Consider the following 18,392-nt stretch of genomic DNA (forward strand, 5'->3'; position numbering starts at 1 on the left):
ATCAGGCGATGAAGTCGTCGTCGGAGAAGTCGCTGCTGTTGACCCCTTTGAGGCGCACGGAGGCGTCCGATGAGAAGGTCAGCAGGGCGTCGTCGCCGTCTTGCGACACAACGAGGCTCTCGGCGAAGTCCGGGCCGAAGTCGGAGAAGTCCAACCGGTCTACGCCAACTTCAAAGTCGCCCACCGTGTCGTTGCCGAACAACCCTTCGAAGGTGAAGGTGTCGGAGCCTTCGCCGCCGAGCAGCAGGTCGTCCCCTTGGCCACCGTTCAGCAGGTCATCACCGTCTTCACCCGACAGGGTGTTGTCGGCATTGGACCCGATGATGACGTCGGCATCGTCCGACCCGATCACGTTCTCGATCGAGCTGAGGATGTCGGTCTCGACCACTTCGTCGATGACATCCAGACCGGACACACCCGTGGGGGCATCTGCGTCAATGGTTGCACCAGCGTCCACCAGCGTGTCCTGCGCAATGGGACCGTTGATCCCGGCAGGTGCGTTGTGCAGGTGGATGGCCGATACGACACCCGGAACCGGGGTTTGCAGGTCTGCTTCGTTCAGGCCCGTCACGGTCAGTTCCGAAGAGTAGACAACCTGGCCGGTGGCTTCGTCGACCGAGATGGTCAGTGTCGCCGTGCCCGTCGCATCGCTGTCGGAGGTCGGACCAGGTTCCTGGCTTGCGTCGAGTGTCGCCACCAGTTCGATGACACGCGCATGCCCGTCGCCCTCATCACTGACAACTTCGAACTGGCCACGGATTTCACCGCCTGGGAAGTCCGAGGTGTGGATGTTGTAGTACAGGTTCCCGGCAAGGGCTTCTGCTACAAATCCGGCCGCGTCATTGATGTTTTGGGTGGGTTGCAAAGATGCACCGACCGCAACATTTTCGACAGAGACCGTGAACCCGGTTTCGCGGGTGGCCGTTCCGTTTCCGTTGGCTCCAAGGTTCACGGTCACAGCCACGTCCTGATCGGAGAAGTCAGCCGTGTCGATGCCTGCGCCGCCTTCAATGAAGTCGTTGCCAAGGCCACCGACAATCACGTTGTCGCCTTGTCCGGCAATCAGAACGTCATCGCCTGCGCCACCGTCGAGAACACCGTTGATTTGACCAAGGTCGACAACAATGTCTTCTCCGGCGCCCAGTAGCACGTTGCCGTTCACCACACCCTCATCGTCGTTGACGAAAGTGACGTCGCCCGCTTCGGTTGCGTCGATGGCGTTGACTGTACCGGTGATTTCACCTTCGTTCAGGATCGCACCCAGCAGGTTCAGGCCACCGTCGATGCGGATACCCGCTGCGGCATCGCTGTCTTCGGACCCTGCGATGACGCCTTCGTTTTGCACCAGTCCGGCAAAGCTTGCGTCTTCCTGGTTGCTGAACAAACGGAGACCGTCACCAACAGTGTTGCCTCCGACCGCGTCACCGCGACCTTGCAGGATACCTTCGTTGAAGATGGCGGCTGACACGACATCACCATCCACGTCGCCGGTCTGAAGCGACACGGCGGAGCCGTTGTTGCCCGCGCCAGCATCAACAATGCCAGTGTTGGTGAACGTGTAATTGTTGGCCGTGCCATCGGCATAGACCGTGCCGTTGCGCTGGTTGCCAGTGCCGAGGATTGCGCCGGAGTTCACAACTTCCAGCCCTTCACCGTCGATGTTGACTGCGCGACTGTCAGACGACACCACGCCAGAGTTCACAAAGGACCCACCCGTGTGATCACCCGTGCCAAAGTAGACACCGTTCTGCACACCGGAGATGGTCCCGGAGTTGTTCAACTCACCTTTGAAGTCGATGCCGTTTACGACACGAACACCAGCAACGGTGCCGTTGGCACCTTCGGACAGGATCTCGCCTGAGTTGGTGATGGTGGCGTCGGTCGTGCCGGTGTTGCCGACATTGCCGATCCGTACGCCGTCGCCTGCCGGGTTGTTGCCCGCCGGCGCATTGCCGCGGCCTTGAATTGTCCCGTTATTGTCCAGCGTGAACGTGTTGGCACCATCCTCGGCACCACCAATCTCGGCTCCAAAGCCAGACCCTTGGTTGCCAGCACCGGCATCGATTGTTCCGGTTGCGAGGTTGCGCACGCTGAAGTCATCCGCCGTACCATCGGCATAAACGGTGCCGTTGCGCTGGTCGCCTGTCCCCAGGATGTCGCCCGCGTTGATCAGATCAACGCCGGTCCCATCGATGTTCACCGCGCGGCTGTCCGATTGGATCGTCCCGAAGTTAAGGACGTCAAGATCATGCTCGGCTTCGCCGATATACAGACCATTGCGCACCCCCTCGATCACACCGGTGGATGTGTTCAGGATGCGACCTTCAGCTGCGGCGCCGTCGGCGATACGGATACCTGCCGCCGTGCCGTTGTTGCTTTCGGACGAGATGAGGCCCGAGTTCACGATGTCCGTGTCAGACACTGTGCCCTCTGCGCCGTTGTTGACGCGGATGCCGTCGCCCGCGCCGCCGGTGTTCGAGGCCGCTTGGCCGCGCCCTTGAATGGTGGCACCAAAGCCGTTGAAGACGGAGTTCGACACCACGTCGCCCGCCTCGTCGCCAACCTGGAACGAAATGCCGGCGCCATCGTTGCCTTCACCAGCGTCAATCGTACCGCCTGTGAAGTTCGAGATGCTGACATCTTCTGCCGTTGCGTTGGTGTAGATGGTACCGTTGCGCTGATCGTCCGTGCCGACAATGTCGCCAAAGTTGCGAACGCTGATACCTTCGCCTTCGATCTCGACAGCGCGGCTGTCGGACGAAATGACACCGCCACGGAAGTTGTCGAGCGTGCCCGAGCTGTTTGGACCGCTGAATTCAACACCATTCAACTCGCCCGCAATGCTGCCAAAGTTGCGAATGTCGGCGCTGGAGCCGTCTGTCACTTCGATGCCTGTGGCGTCTGGGCCATTGGCCTCGATGCTGCCTGTGCGGAAGTTAAAGACCTGAACGTCCTCGGCCTCGACCGATACGGCGGACGGTGCGCCGTTGGTTTCAACCTCGCCAAAGTTCAGAAACCGGGAAAGGTCGTTGTTCAGCACGAAGGCAGGGGTGTTGTCGACAACGGTACTTTGGAAAAAGCCGTTGGTCAGTGTCTGTCCATCACGAACAGTTTCCTGGGCCAGTGACGAGGTCGTCAGCAGTCTGGCACGCAGGCTTGCAAGTAGTTCGGAAAGCATGGGTGATCTCCGCTTGAGATTTGGTTGCTGCGGAGATCAGACCGAGACTGTGGCCTCTCCGCTGTTCAACCAAGTGCGGATGCATGGATGTATTGGAAATTCTTGGTCCGAATACCGTGTATAAGAACGAGAAATAGTCACGACAGTCGTGAGATACGTGAAGAAACTTACGTTTAAAATCAAATGCTTTGCATCAAAATACAAAGGCGTACAGGTTAATCGTTGACGACAATTCACGAAACTGTTCGCGGAGTTTACTGACGAAGTCAGAGGAGAGCATGCCTGACATCGGGAACTTGCAGATTTGTCGAACGCCCAACGATCCGACCGACATCCCATTTCAGTACACTGGAAACATGCGCTTTTGACTTTGACAAGCACAGTCCTTTCCAGACTTTCATCCTACCGTGCAGCGCTGCAATACAGCAGCGGCCAACCTGTCGCCGCCGCATAACGGGCCGCCCGATTTAAACTTTCTGAGGGAACATACGAAACGGCATACCAAACCGCACTAGATGAAGAGCGTGAGCCCGATCATGGATACTAATAGGAATAACACGGTCATAATTCCTCCTGAACGGATAAAATCCACAACCCGGTAGCCTGCGGGACCCATGATCAGCGCATTGACTTGGTGTGTTGGGATCAGGAAGGAGTTTGAGGTCGAAATTGCAACTGTCAGTGCGAAGACTGCCGGATCTCCTCCGGAAGAGATCGCAATGGAGATAGCCAACGGCACCAGCAATACCGTCGCGCCAACATTCGACATCACGAGCGTAAAGATCGTCGCCAGCACTGCCAAACCAGCCTGCAGAGACCAAAGTGGCCAGCCATTCAACAGGGAAAGGATTTGCTCTGCGATCCAAGCCGCCGTGCCGGTGTTTTGTACCGCGATCCCCAACGGGATCAGCGACGCCAGGAGAAAGACCGTGCTCCAACTGACTGCTTCATAGGCTTCATCGATCGACAGCACGCGTGACAAGATCATGCCTACTGCGCCAGCTAACAAAGAAAGTGACAACAGCAGGTCGGTAAACAGAATGAGACCCAGCGTCATCAAAAAGAAACCGAGTGCCCAGTTTACCTTGTGTGGGCGCAATTCCTCTTGGGGGAAATCCGATGTCACGACGACGAAGTCCTGATCAGACTTGAGCCGGGTCAGCCGCTCCCATTGGACGTGGACCACCAGTGTGTCACCTGCTTGTAGAAGGACCTCACCGATATGGGTGGCAACGTGGTCATCGGTTTCAACATGGCTCAGCGTATCTTCACCTCGGTGGATCGCCAGAATGGACAGTCCATGCGTTTGACGCAGGCGGAGTTCTATGGGCGACTGACCTATGACGGTCGAGCCCGGTGGGATGACCACTTCGGCGACGCCAGATTCTGTCGCGGCAAAGTCATCGGCGAAAACGTCCAACCCGGGCAAAATTTCCAGACCATACGGCTCAGCGAATTCATCCTGCAGCACCCGCCGTAGGCCCAGAATAGCCAAGCGTGCTGGTGCTTCGATTGTAGTATCCGCCATTGGCGCGATGACCTTGTGGCCTCTGTAAGACGTGCCGAGAATATAGATATGATGTGCAACCATGATATCCGCCAGCTTCTGACCGATCAGGATTGACCCTTCTGGCACGCGCACTTCGAACATATCGGCGCGCAGCCCATAGGTGTTCTCGACATAGGTCTGCATTGACCGCGCAGCGCCTGCGTCCTCGCCGCGCCCTCGCTGTCCGGGCAGAATCCAACGGCCGAGAAGCACAAAGTAGAGAACGCCGGTCAGGACCAGCATCATCCCGATCGGTGTGACTGAAAACAGGCCAAACGGTTCCATCTGTTGATCGGCTGGCAATGTTCGGTTCGCCGAAATCAGGAGATCGTTCAGCAAGATCAACGGAGAGGACCCGACCATTGTGATCGTCCCGCCAAGGATTGCGCAAAACCCCATCGGCATCGCCAAACGGCTCATTGGTATTTCGGTCCGGGCGGATATTCGGCTGATGACGGGCAGGAACAATGCGGCCGCGCCAACGTTTTGCATGAAAGAACTGATAACACCTACGGTGCCAGAGACGATCGGGATAATCCGCGCCTCGGTCGTGCCGCCGCGTTTCAATATCAGCGTGGCAACTTTGGACATCAGGCCAGTTTTATCCAGCCCGGCCCCGATGATCATCACAGCGATGATCGAGATGACCGCGTTTGACGAAAATCCCGCAAAAAGGTCAGCCCGGTTCGAGAGATTGGCCAGTCCGGGCAAAGTGCTCAGCCCACCCAAGATCACCATGACCAGGATTGCGGCCAAATCGATGCGAATGATCTCGGAGATAAACAGAAATACAGTTAGAGCCAGCAGCCCCAGGACCGCCATCATTTCGAACGTCAGAACTGTCGCTTCCATCACTTCTCCCCGTTCAGCAGCATAACGGCGGTTGCCCGATACGCATAGAGCCAGTCCTGCCGACTTTTTTGACCAGTGGTCGATTTCGTGATGCTGTTCTTCGCCAAGCAGCAATTGAAGCAATCGTTATCGATGCTCATTTATCCAGGTCGCGGTTATTCCGTCAGCAAAAACACGGCGCAGATGATCAATTCAGCTTTGGTGACTGCTGCATTGCCGCGGAGTACGATTGCATCAAGATCCGCAGGGATATGCCAGTGGCGCGTGGACTGGTCTCTGGCGACATAGTTGCCGCGCTATCGCCTACCGTCTGCTTCAAGCCGACATCGACGGATGTTGCAATCTGGCCGAACGGCTGCTTTGCAGCTCAAAAGAGACCTGGGATTTAGATCACGATGGCAGGTCAGCGGGACAAAGCCACCGTTGCTTAAACGCCGGAACTGATCATATCACGGACTTTCACGGCCTTCTCAAAATGATCCAACTCATGTGTTTTGATCCACCATTCCGCCGCTTCCATCAGCAACTCAGGTTCGTCATTCTTGTTGGCAAAGAATGCGTAAAAAGAAAGGCCGACCTTTTCCCCTTTCTTGGCAATCTTCTCGTTGCAGATCTTGATTGCCCTGGTTCTCAAGGTGGATCGCATGCCAACTATACCCATTCTGTTCCAGTGCTGCACAACAGAACATAAAAAGAACACGCGCTCTCTGCAACCGAAGTCGCTTTGTGGGGCGAGCTGACCGTGTTGGCTTGATTACAATACTGGCTGCGCATTGCAGGCGTTGCAGGACTATACCGCGTCAAGCCAGGTGGGGCCGAAGCCGATGTTTGACAGTAACGGTCAGTTGGCTGGAGAGCTCTTTTGCCGACATTCGTCGCACAATCCAGCTCTGCGGCGCGGCTTAACCATAAGCACTGTGTTTTCCCGGATCACAACGGCCAGAGCAGCGAGCTTCGGGGCGCGTATCATGCTGTCACGCTTTTGCCGCGCGGCAGGGACAGGAACCCGGCCAGAACGATGATGGCGATACCAGCCAAGGACAGCGCGTCCGGCAATTCCGAGAAGAACAGAGCACCCCAGATCAGGCTGAAAACGAGATAGCTGTAGTCAAAGGCTGCCACCGTCGCGGGTGGCCCATTCTGATAGGCGATGGCCGCGCCCACGCTGCCCACAAGGATCACGGCAGAGAGTGCCGCGACGGTTCCGATGAGCGCGATATCGAAGCTCTGCCATGGGCCGAAAATGAACGACCCTTCCTGACCCGAGAACAGGCCCAGACCGGCCCCCGCAACGATGAAGGCGATGTTCAGAGCCAAGGCAAGCGCGAATGGATTGTCATCACGACATTTTAGCGAGGTCAGCACCATTGCGCAGGCGTAGAGCAGCGCCGCCAACAGCGGCAGAAGCGCCGCCAGATCGAAGCCCGAAGCGTCAGGCCGCAAAACAAGAATCACACCCCCAAACCCCAGAACGACCGCCAGCATGACACGTGGCGCTGGCCTGCGCCCCGCCAGCAGGGCGGCAAGAACCGTGATGATGATCGGCGATGTGTAGTAGGCCGCAGCCGCGAGAGACAGCGGCATGAGCGGCAGAGCGGAATAGTAGCTGAGCCACATGGCGACCAGTAGAAGGCTGCGCAGGATGACCCAAAGCAGGGAAGTGAAGGCAATCGGCCCCTTGCGCCGCGCCGGCCACCAAAGCACCGGGAGAACGAGCGCAGAACGCAGGATGTACATCTGCCAGAGCGGTAGATCGAGGCCGGTGGCCTTGATGATCGCATCGCCAAGCGACAGGGCCAGCACCGCGATGATCACAGCGCCAACCGCAAAGCCGGTGCGATATGTTGATCCTGTTGCAGTCATACTTGCGCAGCCTTTCTGTCCGGGCGTCTCGCCCCTCCATAGGCCGCGAGGATCGCGCCCGCAAAGTAGATCGTAAGTCCGGTCATGGTCGCGGGGGCAAAGTCCACGCGACCTTCAATGATCCGGAACAGAAAGACAAATACCGGTCCGAGCGCGGTGATTGCCGTAAGCGTCAGAGTGGACATGAGCGAGATCGCCTTTTGTATTGCAAAGACTGGAAACGCCATGATTGCGAAGCCAATCACAACGACGACTGCGGTGGTCCAATCACCACGCAAGAAGCCTGATCGCGCAAGCATAGTGATGGTGAACGGATAGGCGATGGCAAGGACCACCACGAGCAAGCCGAACCCTTCACGCGGTTTCGCAACGGCGAGGCCTTCGACAGCCCGAACCAAGCGGCAGCAAAAATGGCGACGGGGATCAGAGCAGAGAAAATGGTGAAGACCACGGCGGGTTCGATCATCTGTAACGCGAAGAAATAGGCGATCCACACGAAGGTCGTGGAGATCTTCAATCCCAGCAATCTCAATCGGTTCGCAGTTGCTCAGGCGTCCGCAATCCCACCGTTGAAGGCCATAGGAGTCACGAAAAACTGACTTTTATTCTGCACAGATCACCGGCAGCGCAGCGGGACGGAGCTGCCTTTCCTCTTGTGCTGACACATGACTGCTCTCAGCCCAAAGCCGACCTTGGGTTGCACAGGTCGGGTGGCCACTGGGCGGACGAAGCAGGCATTTCACCCAACTGTTTGAGCGGCTGCTTTATCTCAGTATTGATGAAATTCGATGCACTTTGCTTTGACGGTTTGGTTAGGACGGTTCGGGTACTGATCTGCACCGTCTTTAAACGACCTATAAGCGCCAAATTTCGGGTAAAAAATGAAATCGCTAGCCTCACTCACATCCGAGAAATCCAAAAGAGGAAAGCGTCGCCCCCTGCGAACACCATCCGAAGCAATCTGAACATCTAGATCGATTTTTTGATCTTGTATCTTCAAGTCTGCTTTGACCGTGAATTTCCTAAGATCTGGGTTTATTCCTTCGCCACAGCCAAAACTTGGCTTCCATTCGAGCATCTCACCCATCTCATGAACAGGCTTGTATCTTATGCCCGCCCAATAGACACGTGCATCCTCGAGGCCAAGACATTCGTCCTTTGGAACACATCTAAATGGTCTGATGTTGAGCATAAATATCGGTTCAGCGGGACGGGGTTCACTGTCGTCTTGTCCCATGATTGATGAGTGAATTTGAAAAATTGTCAATTTCGGGTGAGCAATCTTTAGATCGTCTAATAACTCGTATTCGACGCTAACGCGAAATCCCCTACGACTCGCCGGGCCAGCCATCTCATGGCGTTCGCTATCGCCCCTCTCATGTTTCCAGCGCTGATTTGCAACCAAGTTAAACCTGCCTGTTCCCACTGCTGACATCGTATTTTCTGGCTGATGTTCGTTGAATCTTTCCCAGTATGCCATCTTGTGCCTCATGTAGTCATATTGTTCCCTATGCAAGTAATTGGAACAATCGATAAAGTTCTGGATTTCGCTATTACTTCGTACAGACTCCTAAGATCGCAATTACACGTGACAAGCTGCTTTATCCACTTGGGCTGGAGAAAGCGGACACTTAAACACCTCGCAGCGTCAAGTACATTTGGGCTCAAGGGCGACATCCATCGGACGGGGTGGTTGACCACTGCCAGCCCAGAGGCGACATTCCTTATGCTTGAGCGTATGTTCGTGACATCCGCAGGTGAGGCGGGCCGCCGTCCTGCGCTGCTGATGCAAAAAATCAACATCAGAACCAAATTGGTCCTTCTGACCTGAAGACGAGACTCCCATTGTTGTGGTGTAAAGTCCGCATAAACCTTTGGGCTGCCGCATCCCGACTTGCGGAACGACATAGCTCAAAAATCACATGACCGCAGTTTTTAGGCAGAACTCAATTGCAGTTTCGACTTCTTTGTCCCGGGAGGGAAGGCTCTTTCCCATTTCGACAAGCTGATTATGGTATCTTGTGCATTCTTTCTTTGCTTCATCGAGTCGCCCCCAGGCCAACAGCGCTTTTGGATGCGACATTGCAAGTGCCACAAGCGGATATTCATCTTCGGCGTTGGATCGAGTTACCGTCTGTTGGAGGAGCTCAGTAACTGCGTCGGAAAGCATCCCTTCTAGGTAAGGTGTTGCCTCATTGAATTGCGCGCAGTAGATCAACTTTTGCTGGGCTAAGGAATGGCGAGCATAGGAGCCGTCGTAAGCCTCGACTGACCTTTCGAAATGACTCAGCGCAATCTCATGGTTTTTTCTACCACGCCTTGAGCGATAGAACCGTCCTCTTTGGAGCCAAAAATGTCCGTCGTTCTGATAGTCATATTCTAGTTCATCATACAATTCTTCGACTTTGGCGGGGTTATTACGGAAAACAGGAAGCAAAAAATCACTCCGCATCATGAATTTGAGTATGTTTCCCTTCTGTTTTCCGGAATTCACTACAAAAGGCACTTCGTAGACTGTGAAGCTTCTCAGTATTGCGAGACAGGCATCATAAACCGTGTCAAGATTGGCCGCTGCAGAAACAATGTGGCGTACATAATTTTCATGTCGGCCGACCAGCTTTTGATCACTGGAGATTTCAACAATACCCTCAAGTTGGGCTAAGCAAGCCGTAAGAGGAGATCTGAGCCCGAACAGCGCCACTATTTCGCTGTAGTCTGATAAACTTAGCCTAGTGCGCGTCAGAGTTACAATCGCAATCATGCAGAGCAGTGCTTTAGCATCTTCATCATCAATTGACGTATATTCACTTTCTATTATTTCCTCAAAGGGGCGCTGCTTTGTCGCCTCCAACATCAAAATCAGCAGCTGGTTTCGCGACCGCTTCAAGCTTTTGACCTGATCATCCCTTGACATTCTGCGAAATTCGGGTGCGGTCGCATAATCTGAAATGGCTCTTGCGAGGTTACTGTAGTCTTCATCAACCAACCTGCCAGTCTCTATCAGTTTGTCAATTTCCTTGTGTTTTCGGAAAAAGCGCCCTGACCAGTCGCTGCTACGCAACTCTCCAACGATATGGATGCAATTGGACTTGGCTACTCTCGCTATTTTTTCAACGTCATCCGCGTAAATCTGGAAATCAGGAATCCAAATAAGTTTCTTCTTCCCTGTTCCGCTTCTTGCAATAGAGCCTACACATCGTTCAAGCTCCTCGAAGCCGTTTCCACTAAATTCAAAAGCTTGAACGTCGTCGGACAAACTCATGTTGTGAACCGCGGTCATCAAGTTGGTTGTTTTGCCAGATCCCGCTTGTCCGACAATCATCGAGAGTCCTGCATCTTTTTTTATCACGTACTCAGATAACTGAGCTGTGGTCTTAGCGGTGGTAGACAGCGACACAGGCCATTCAGAAGCGATACACTGCCATGTAGGAGAAACTCCAGAGAAGTAGCTGCGCCTCGCTGTAGCACTTCGATGTGCCTGCTTATCCAATACTTCGCTTAGCCAAGCTGCTGTCCCAATTTCGGTCAATCCAGTGATGTGACCCTCAGCCTCGAGGTTCACTCGATGCTGATTACTGCGAAGCCAGTTCGTTAAGTCGGCAAGACTGGCTGCAATAGGCTTTATGTTGATTTCCCCTAGGTCTTCTCTCTCGCGATCTGAAACTGGACTCGGCTTGATCAGAAATGAACGCGCAAAAGTCGAAACATCCTCAAGATTCTCGACATACGACTTAAAAATCGGTTCATCTAGCTCGGTCCCGATGAACAGGAACGTATAACTTGCAAAGTCAGAAGCGCACTTTTCATACCACGGGGTGTGTTTTCGTATGCGCGAACGAAACTCTTTATCCGACAGGACAATACCGTCATCTATGCGCAGTATTGATCCATTCAAATGAATCACCTGCAATTGATCAGTATTCGGATTATCTTCGATACGATCTGTTCCGATGAAGTATTTATGACGTTGACTTTTTTCACGTCTGGGGATGCCTGATATCGTATCGTCATAGTTTAAAGTATAACAGCGATACCATGGATAGGAAAAAAGTTCCGATAGCTCTTTGGATGGGTGAGTCTCTAGAAACACTTCCTCAAGGGTTCTTTTAATTCCATCATCACCAAGGATTTTTCGAGCATCCTTTCCAACCTCAGAAAGAGGCAGATTTGTTTGTACGCCCGCCGCTTTTGCTAGATGCTCTTTCAAGCTTTGCCCCAAGGGAACTGGGTTGCCATCTCTTGTTTCAGAACCAAAAGATGCTCCAGCGCCAAGAAAAATGACAACATTGCGCTTTCCAAGCGCGCCAATCAGGTACTCTTCTTCTTGTGCCGTGAACATATTGCGCTCCAAATCATATGTTTCGGAGCAGTATGAAAAATGCTACGTAGTATTACCACAAAAATGTAAGTCACCGGTGCCTATACTTTCGGACAGGTTTTTTGCTAACCATATAAAGCACTTCTGTTGATCCCAGCCTAACGACCATGATCAGCAGCACTCGAGTAATCCAAGTCAAGCATCAGCTCACGATCGGCTGTCGGTCTCGGATGGCCGTTATAACAATGCACGCGTCGTGCTACAAGAAAAGTTTGACGGGTAATCCAAAGCATTGGGAGTTTTGTACCACGAATTTCTTGCTGACGAAGCGCTCGGATTTGCGATTGCAGCGAATGTCTCCTCTGATGGGCCGGAGTGCAACGATGGTTGCTACAGTCGAGCGGTAGAACTCGGCCGCGTAAAGCCTGCAGGCTGACGCGACTTTGCAAATTTGCAGTGTCCGCTTCCTGCGCCTTGCGCGACCCGCGGCATTGGCGATGCGGGATCATGGCAAGGTGAGCCCGCGCTCTATTCCAATCCGGTCCAGAAACTCCTGGTCATGGCTGACCACAAGGATTGCGCCGTCATATGCGCTGAGGGCGGCCTCCAACGTCTCGACCGCTTCGATATCGAGGTGATTGCTGGGTTCGTCCAGCAGGAGGAGTTGGCGCGGCTGGCTGTGTCCGAGGGTACAGGCCAATCCGGCGCGCAGGCGTTGTCCGCCGCTGAGCGCGCCGATGCGTTGGTGGGCGTCATCCCCCCGAAAGAGGAAGCGGGCGAGGGCGGCGCGGCGGGTGTTTTCGCTGGCCTCCGGGTCGATGCGGGCGAAGGCGTCGCGGACCGTTTCCTCTGGATCGAACAGGCTGAGATCCTGATCGAGAAGCGCCGCCGGGACATGCAGGGCAATGGAGCCGGTTTGGGGCTGGAGATCGCCGTGAATGCAGGCGAGCAAGGTTGATTTGCCCGAGCCGTTTGCGCCCGTGATCGCAATGCGTTCCGGGCCGCGGATGGTGAGGGACACATCGGTGAGGATTGGCTGATCCAGCTGATACTCGAAGCGCAGGGTGTCGATCTGCAACACGTTGCACCCGTCGACCAGACCAGAAGACGGGATGTCGATGGTGAGCGGTTGCAGAACCTCGATTGCTTCGCGTGCGTCTTCGAGGGTGGAGTCTGCCTTGTCCATTTGACGGTTGCGCAAGCGGGCGGCGGAGGCGCCTGATCCTTCGCTGCGTTCTTTTGCGGCGTCGAGCACGAGCTTTGACTGGCTGCCCGAGGCGCGCAACTGCCTGCCTTGCCGGTCGGTGCGGGCCTTGCGTTCGGCCGCCAGCCGCACCCGCGCCCGGGTGTCGGCCACCGCGCGTTCTGCGCGGGCCAGATCGGTTTCTGCCGCTGCCAGTTCGGCGGCTTTCATGTCCCGATAGGCGGCGTAGTTGCCGCCATAGGTGCGTGCGCCAAGCGTCGTCAGTTCGACAATGGCGTCCATCTCGGCCAGCAGGGTGCGGTCGTGGCTTGCGACGATGACGCAGCCCTGCCACGTGCGCAGGGCTTGGACCACCTGTGTGCGTCCAAGGTGATCGAGGTGGTTTGTTGGTTCGTCCAGCAAAAGCGCATCTGGTTCCGCGAACATGAGTGCGGCGAGCCCTGCGCGGGTGCGTTGGCCGCCGGACAGTGCATTGAGCGGTGTCTCTGGCGGTTGGTCCAGGCCCATGCTTCCCAAGGCGGCGTCGAGGCGCGCCTCGAGTGTCCAATCTGCATCTGCCAGATCATCTGCGGTCGCTTCGCCTTTTTCGGCGCGGGCTAGAATGGCGAGTTGATCATTTGCGCCGAAAAGATCGGCCAACGTCGCGCCTTTGTGTTGCTCTGGGTTCTGTTGAAGGAACCCGATCGAAGGTGGTTTCGTTATGGAGCCGGACGAGGGGGTAATGTCACCAGCAATCAGACGCAAAAGCGTTGTCTTGCCTGTCCCGTTTCGGCCGACAAGACCGGTTTGCACGGGGCCGAATGTCAGGTTCAGGTCAGTGAAGAGAGGTGTGTTGTTTGGGGTGGTGTGCCAGCTGAGGCCGGCCAGAACGATAGAAGACATGGGATGTGCTCGCGATTGGAAACCGTTGAGGGGTCAAATGGCGAGTGTGCAATCCATGTTCTTGGTCCCGTTGATGCTACGTCTAAAATAATAGTCATGGCCGGGTGCATATACAATGTACAAGATGTGCTGAACCGCAGCTTGGCATTGATGTTCAGCCTGCCTTGAAGAGCAAGCTTATCTCCCGCTTGCGCTGCGTTTTTGATGAACCGTATTTGCCAAAGGTTGAGCGCTCCGCCCCAAACACCCGCTCGATTGTCACCATCACGTCGTTCATCCGGCTGGGGGCTTTGCATCCTGGCCCTGAAAACCGGATAATCCAGTTAAAGCTGGCGAGTTTGCGGCGGATTTGGAAGCTTTGGGCAAATTTGATGGAGGGCGGCGGGTCGCGCGCATCGATGTGTGTCAGTGGGATATGGTGGAAGGGGTGGTCATATTGTTGCCCCACGTTCTGCTTGTGTGCCGTAGGGCGGGAACCGGGGTGTTGCGTGTGCGGTGGGGACCCCATGCTGTGAGGCCCCCGGAGAATGTGGTGCGGGATCAGCTGTTGCCTTCGGGCAGGATCACCTTGTCGATCACGTGGATCACGCCGTTCGAGGTTTCGATGTCGGCGCTGACGACCGTCGCTTCTTCCACTTTGACCCCGTCGTCGAGGTCGATTGTCACGGTCTCACCCTGAACGGTTGTGGCTTCCATGTCGTCCTGCAGGTCGGTCGACATCACTTTGCCCGGTACGACGTGGTAGGTCAGGATGGCGGTCAACTGGTCCTTGTTCTCGGGCAGCAGCAGGCTTTCCACGGTGCCTTCTGGCAGGGCGGCGAACGCTTCGTCCGTGGGGGCGAAGACAGTGAAGGGACCTTCGCCCTTCAGCGTATCAACAAGGCCGGCGGCTTGGACTGCGGCCACGAGTGTTTCGAACGAGCCTGCGCTCACGGCTGTATCAACGATGTCTTTCTTGGCAGAGCCTGCGATGGCGGCTGTTGCAAAGACGGCGGTGGCGATTGTGGCCAGAAGTGTCTTGCGTATCATAAAGGTGTCTCCCGTAGATAGGTTGTGATTACCGTCATGCGGCATCGTGAGGGAAACGCGCGGTTTATGCCTTTGGATCACGTGGAAATTTTTCCCACACTATCTTGAAACGTGCCATTGAACCCCTAAGCTGGGCCGTCTTCACATTTCCACTCACGACTTTGTTAAGCATGGCAGAAACCCGCCTGTGCTTGCGTCCTTGCTCCGGGCTTTGCACAGTGTGCGGAACTTTAGAGGGATGGTGTCGTGGGATTTGCAATGGCTGTGCTCGAGGTTCTGGTCCTCGGCTTCTTTTTCATTATTGGTTTGGCGGTGGCCGTGGCTTTGGTCATGTTCGTCATCGACCGGGCCCAGACCCACGATGCGATCCGGCGGAATTATCCGGTCATCGGGCGGTTCCGGCATTTGTTCTCGACCTTGGGCGAGTTCTTTCGCCAATACTTCTTTGCCATGGACCGCGAGGAGCTGCCGTTCAACCGGGCGCAGCGTGAGTGGATCAAGCGGGCGGGCGAGGGGGTCAGCAACACGGTGGCCTTTGGATCGACCCGCAACCTGAATGTTGTCGGTACGCCGATCTTTGTGAATGCGGCCTTCCCGCCGCTGGAGGATCAGTTTGCCCGCACTGCCCCCATGGTCATCGGTGAGGGCGCGCGTACACCTTATACGGCGCGGTCGTTCTTCAACATTTCCGGCATGAGCTATGGCGCCATTTCCAAACCGGCGGTGCGGGCCCTGAGCCGGGGTGCGAAAGAGGCGGGTGTGTGGATGAACACGGGCGAGGGCGGGATCAGCAAGTATCACCTTGAGGGTGGTTGCGACATCGTCTTTCAGATCGGCACGGCCAAGTTCGGTGTCCGCGATGAAGAGGGCAACCTGAGTGACGACAAGCTGCGCGAGGTGGCGACCCACAAACAGGTGCGGATGTTCGAGATCAAGTTGGCGCAGGGGGCCAAGCCGGGGAAGGGGGGATCCTGCCCGGCGCCAAGGTGACGGAGGAGATTGCCGGTATCCGCGGCCTGCGTGTTGGTCAGGATGGAATTTCGCCGAACCGCCATGCCGAGGTGAATGACTGGAATGATCTGCTGGATCTGGTGTGCCACATCCGCGGTGTGACCGGGAAGCCGGTGGGAATCAAAACCGTTGTGGGGGCAGAGCGCCCCGTGGCTGAGCTGTTTGCCGCGATCAACGCGCGGGGCGCGGCCTGTGCGCCTGACTTTATTACAATAGACGGCGGTGAGGGCGGAACGGGTGCGGCACCCATGCCTCTGATCGATCTGGTGGGCATGTCGATCCGCGAGGCGCTGGTCGCTGTTGTCGATTTGCGGGATGAGGCGGGCCTGAAGGATCGCATTCGCATCGTCGCCTCGGGCAAGCTGGTGAACCCGGGCGATATTGCCTGGGCGCTGGCGGCGGGCGCTGATTTCATCACCACCGCGCGCGGCTTCATGTTTAGCCTGGGCTGCATTCAGGCGCTGAAGTGCAACAAGAATACGTGCCCCACCGGCATCACCACGCATGACAAGCGGTTCCAGAAGGGGCTGGTGGTCGAGGACAAAGAAAAGCGGGTGACCCGCTATGCCCGTGAAATCATCCACGAGGTTGAGACCATTGCGCACTCTGTTGGCGTGGCAGAGCCACGGATGATGCGCCGCCGCCATGTGCGCATCGTGCAGGATGATGGCCGGTCGCGGCCGCTGAACGAAATCACTCCGAGTTACAACCCGGTGACAAGGGCGTGAGCGAATATCATTTTGGTAGCCGGTCAGACCCATCTATGTGCCATGGTGCTTGAAATCGTAGGAGACACCTGAATGGCCCATCGTTGGAAAAACACCCTCACGCGCGCCGACGCGACGCCGTTGGCGGCGTATATGAACCGTCGGCAGATCATGGCGGGGGCGATGGGTCTGGGACTGATCGGTGCGGCAGGCATGGCACGCAGCCAGGAGGCCGAGCTTGAGCCCAATTCCTGGGAAGACATCACACAGTATAATAACTTCTACGAGTTCGGGACGGGCAAGAGCGATCCGGCGCGCAATGCGCATACGCTGACGACCGAGCCGTGGACCGTTGCCATCGACGGGCTGGTCGACAATCCCGGCGACTATTCCATGGGCCAGATCATGGAGGCCATGACGATCGAGGAGCGCATCTACCGCTTCCGCTGTGTCGAGGCGTGGTCGATGGTGATCCCGTGGAACGGTTTTGAGCTGGCCGACCTGTTGAACCTGGCCGGTGTGCAGGAGGGTGCGAAATACGTGGCCTTTGAAACGGCCCTGCGTCCGGACGAGATGCCCGGTGTGCGCTTCCCCGTTCTGGACTGGCCTTATGTTGAGGGTCTGCGTCTGGACGAGGCGATGCATCCGCTGACGATGATGGCGACGGGAATCTACGGCAAGCCAATCCCGAACCAGAATGGAGCGCCGATCCGCTTGGTGGTGCCGTGGAAGTATGGGTTCAAATCGATCAAGTCGATTGTGCGTATTACTGTGACAGCAGATGAACCGCCCACCAGCTGGAACAAGGCGAACGGGCGCGAGTATGGCTTCTATAGTAATGTGAACCCGGAAGTGGATCACCTGCGCTGGAGCCAGGCGAGTGAGCGCATGGTTGGTGGTGGCCTGTTTGCCAAGCGACAGCCAACATTGATGTTCAACGGGTACGAAGAAGACGTGGCCAGCCTGTACGAAGGCATGGACCTGCGCGCGAACTTCTGATGCTGGTGGATCGGATCAATCAGGCGGCCCGCAAGGTCCCCACATGGGCAGTGTATATAGTGTACCTGATCCCGGTCCCCGTACTTCTATATATGGCACAGACTGGGGGGCTTGGCCGTGAGCCCATCAACGCCCTTGAGCGTGAGCTCGGAGAGATCGCGCTACAGCTTGTGATCATCGGCTTGTGCATCTCGCCCTTGCGCCGGTTCATTGGCGTGAACCTGATCAAGTTCAGACGGACCATCGGCGTGCTCGCCTTTACATATGTCGTGCTGCATCTGCTGGTGTGGGCGGTGCTGGATGTGCAGTCCATTGACCGGGTCGTGGCAGACATCATCAAGCGCCCGTACATTACAATAGGGATGGCCGCGTTTATCCTGATGCTGCCGCTGGCGCTGACGTCGAACAATACATCCGTAAAGTGGCTGGGCGCTGTCTGGCGTCGATTGCATCTGCTGACCTATCCGGTCGCGATTCTGTCTGGCGTGCACTTTGTCTGGCTCAGCAAGGGATTTCAGTTGGAGCCTTTGGTGTATCTGACCGTTATTCTGGCGCTTTTGGCGCTGCGTGTTCCCACTCTGGTCAGAAAAGTAGCGACCTGAGGGCTGATTTGCCCTGAATCGGGCGCTGTTTGCGTCGCGAGTCAGGTGTGAATCGGGGGTCGGGCATGGAATTTTCAAAAAATCTGGGTGCTGAATCGGTGAATCGGGCGACTCGCTCGGTTGAATCGGCTGCGATTCACCCGAGTCTGGCCACTGAGTCTGGTGAGTCTTGGGGATAGGTCTGTGGATAACCCCATA

Annotated in this window: 13 protein-coding genes and 1 pseudogene; 4 read left to right on the plus strand and 10 right to left on the minus strand. The window is 56.0% G+C overall.

What is annotated here, in order from left to right:
• Position 1 precedes the first annotated feature (1 nt).
• The 6 genes from ACZ1HN_RS05235 to ACZ1HN_RS05260 form a co-directional block, all read right to left on the minus strand.
• Positions 2-3,178: a CHRD domain-containing protein gene (locus ACZ1HN_RS05235; RefSeq protein ID WP_472726731.1), complete on the minus strand. Its 3,177-nt coding sequence runs from the start codon at positions 3,176-3,178 to the stop codon at positions 2-4.
• A 511-nt stretch (positions 3,179-3,689) separates the two neighbouring features.
• The gene (locus ACZ1HN_RS05240) at positions 3,690-5,579 is read right to left on the minus strand and encodes an SLC13 family permease (protein ID WP_472726732.1); all 1,890 of its coding nucleotides are present in this window, start codon (positions 5,577-5,579) and stop codon (positions 3,690-3,692) included.
• A gap of 427 nt (positions 5,580-6,006) precedes the next feature.
• Entirely contained in the window at positions 6,007-6,279 is a 273-nt protein-coding gene (locus ACZ1HN_RS05245; protein ID WP_472726733.1) for a DUF6500 family protein, read from the minus strand.
• A 266-nt stretch (positions 6,280-6,545) separates the two neighbouring features.
• Positions 6,546-7,442 (minus strand): DMT family transporter, encoded by an 897-nt coding sequence (locus ACZ1HN_RS05250; protein WP_472726734.1) that lies wholly within the window; start codon positions 7,440-7,442, stop codon positions 6,546-6,548.
• Positions 7,439-7,840 (minus strand): hypothetical protein, encoded by a 402-nt coding sequence (locus ACZ1HN_RS05255; protein ID WP_472726735.1) that lies wholly within the window; start codon positions 7,838-7,840, stop codon positions 7,439-7,441. Before ACZ1HN_RS05255 ends, ACZ1HN_RS05250 begins: the two co-directional genes overlap by 4 nt.
• Before the next feature lie 371 nt (positions 7,841-8,211).
• Entirely contained in the window at positions 8,212-8,922 is a 711-nt protein-coding gene (locus ACZ1HN_RS05260) for a hypothetical protein (protein ID WP_472726736.1), read from the minus strand.
• Positions 8,923-9,135: 213 nt separating this feature from the next.
• On the opposite strand from ACZ1HN_RS05260, the gene ACZ1HN_RS05265 reads away from it, so the two are divergent.
• Positions 9,136-9,273 (plus strand): hypothetical protein, encoded by a 138-nt coding sequence (locus ACZ1HN_RS05265; protein WP_472726737.1) that lies wholly within the window; start codon positions 9,136-9,138, stop codon positions 9,271-9,273.
• 87 nt (positions 9,274-9,360) lie between these two features.
• On the opposite strand, the gene ACZ1HN_RS05270 is transcribed toward ACZ1HN_RS05265, so the two are convergent.
• The 4 genes from ACZ1HN_RS05270 to ACZ1HN_RS05285 all read right to left on the minus strand — a co-directional run bounded on the left by ACZ1HN_RS05270 (position 9,361) and on the right by ACZ1HN_RS05285 (position 14,875).
• Positions 9,361-11,781, minus strand: a complete 2,421-nt coding sequence (locus tag ACZ1HN_RS05270; RefSeq protein ID WP_472726738.1) for a P-loop NTPase — start codon at positions 11,779-11,781, stop codon at positions 9,361-9,363.
• 484 nt (positions 11,782-12,265) lie between these two features.
• Positions 12,266-13,846 carry an ABC-F family ATP-binding cassette domain-containing protein gene (locus tag ACZ1HN_RS05275; RefSeq protein ID WP_472726739.1) on the minus strand — a complete coding sequence of 527 codons (1,581 nt, stop codon included), beginning with the start codon at positions 13,844-13,846 and terminating at the stop codon, positions 12,266-12,268.
• 154 nt (positions 13,847-14,000) lie between these two features.
• Entirely contained in the window at positions 14,001-14,354 is a 354-nt protein-coding gene (locus ACZ1HN_RS05280) for a hypothetical protein (protein WP_472726740.1), read from the minus strand.
• A 32-nt stretch (positions 14,355-14,386) separates the two neighbouring features.
• Complete coding sequence (locus ACZ1HN_RS05285) at positions 14,387-14,875, minus strand: fasciclin domain-containing protein (RefSeq protein ID WP_472726741.1); 489 nt, start codon at positions 14,873-14,875, stop codon at positions 14,387-14,389.
• Positions 14,876-15,568: 693 nt separating this feature from the next.
• On the opposite strand from ACZ1HN_RS05285, the pseudogene ACZ1HN_RS05290 reads away from it, so the two are divergent.
• The 3 genes and pseudogenes from ACZ1HN_RS05290 (at position 15,569) to msrQ (ending at position 18,194) form a co-directional block, all read left to right on the plus strand.
• Positions 15,569-16,614: pseudogene (locus tag ACZ1HN_RS05290) on the plus strand (glutamate synthase-related protein).
• Positions 16,615-16,686: 72 nt separating this feature from the next.
• Complete coding sequence (gene msrP / locus ACZ1HN_RS05295) at positions 16,687-17,592, plus strand: protein-methionine-sulfoxide reductase catalytic subunit MsrP (RefSeq protein ID WP_472726742.1); 906 nt, start codon at positions 16,687-16,689, stop codon at positions 17,590-17,592.
• Positions 17,592-18,194, plus strand: coding sequence for a protein-methionine-sulfoxide reductase heme-binding subunit MsrQ (msrQ, locus tag ACZ1HN_RS05300; RefSeq protein WP_299601749.1), 603 nt, complete (start codon positions 17,592-17,594; stop codon positions 18,192-18,194). The genes msrP and msrQ overlap by 1 nt, the downstream gene beginning before the upstream one ends.
• Positions 18,195-18,392 lie beyond the last annotated feature (198 nt).

Source organism: Tateyamaria sp. GN1-10 (assembly GCF_055693845.1).

Excerpts from the sequence above, each read along its gene's own strand:
- ACZ1HN_RS05280 (WP_472726740.1), bottom strand. The coding sequence starts at position 14,354 with ATGGGGTCCCCACCGCACACGCAACACCCCGGTTCCCGCCCTACGGCA.
- ACZ1HN_RS05270 (WP_472726738.1), bottom strand. The coding sequence starts at position 11,781 with ATGTTCACGGCACAAGAAGAAGAGTACCTGATTGGCGCGCTTGGAAAG.
- msrP (WP_472726742.1), top strand. The coding sequence starts at position 16,687 with ATGGCCCATCGTTGGAAAAACACCCTCACGCGCGCCGACGCGACGCCG.
- ACZ1HN_RS05240 (WP_472726732.1), bottom strand. The coding sequence starts at position 5,579 with ATGGAAGCGACAGTTCTGACGTTCGAAATGATGGCGGTCCTGGGGCTG.
- ACZ1HN_RS05260 (WP_472726736.1), bottom strand. The coding sequence starts at position 8,922 with ATGGCATACTGGGAAAGATTCAACGAACATCAGCCAGAAAATACGATG.
- ACZ1HN_RS05285 (WP_472726741.1), bottom strand. The coding sequence starts at position 14,875 with ATGATACGCAAGACACTTCTGGCCACAATCGCCACCGCCGTCTTTGCA.
- msrQ (WP_299601749.1), top strand. The coding sequence starts at position 17,592 with ATGCTGGTGGATCGGATCAATCAGGCGGCCCGCAAGGTCCCCACATGG.
- ACZ1HN_RS05235 (WP_472726731.1), bottom strand. The coding sequence starts at position 3,178 with ATGCTTTCCGAACTACTTGCAAGCCTGCGTGCCAGACTGCTGACGACC.
- ACZ1HN_RS05275 (WP_472726739.1), bottom strand. The coding sequence starts at position 13,846 with ATGTCTTCTATCGTTCTGGCCGGCCTCAGCTGGCACACCACCCCAAAC.
- ACZ1HN_RS05250 (WP_472726734.1), bottom strand. The coding sequence starts at position 7,442 with ATGACTGCAACAGGATCAACATATCGCACCGGCTTTGCGGTTGGCGCT.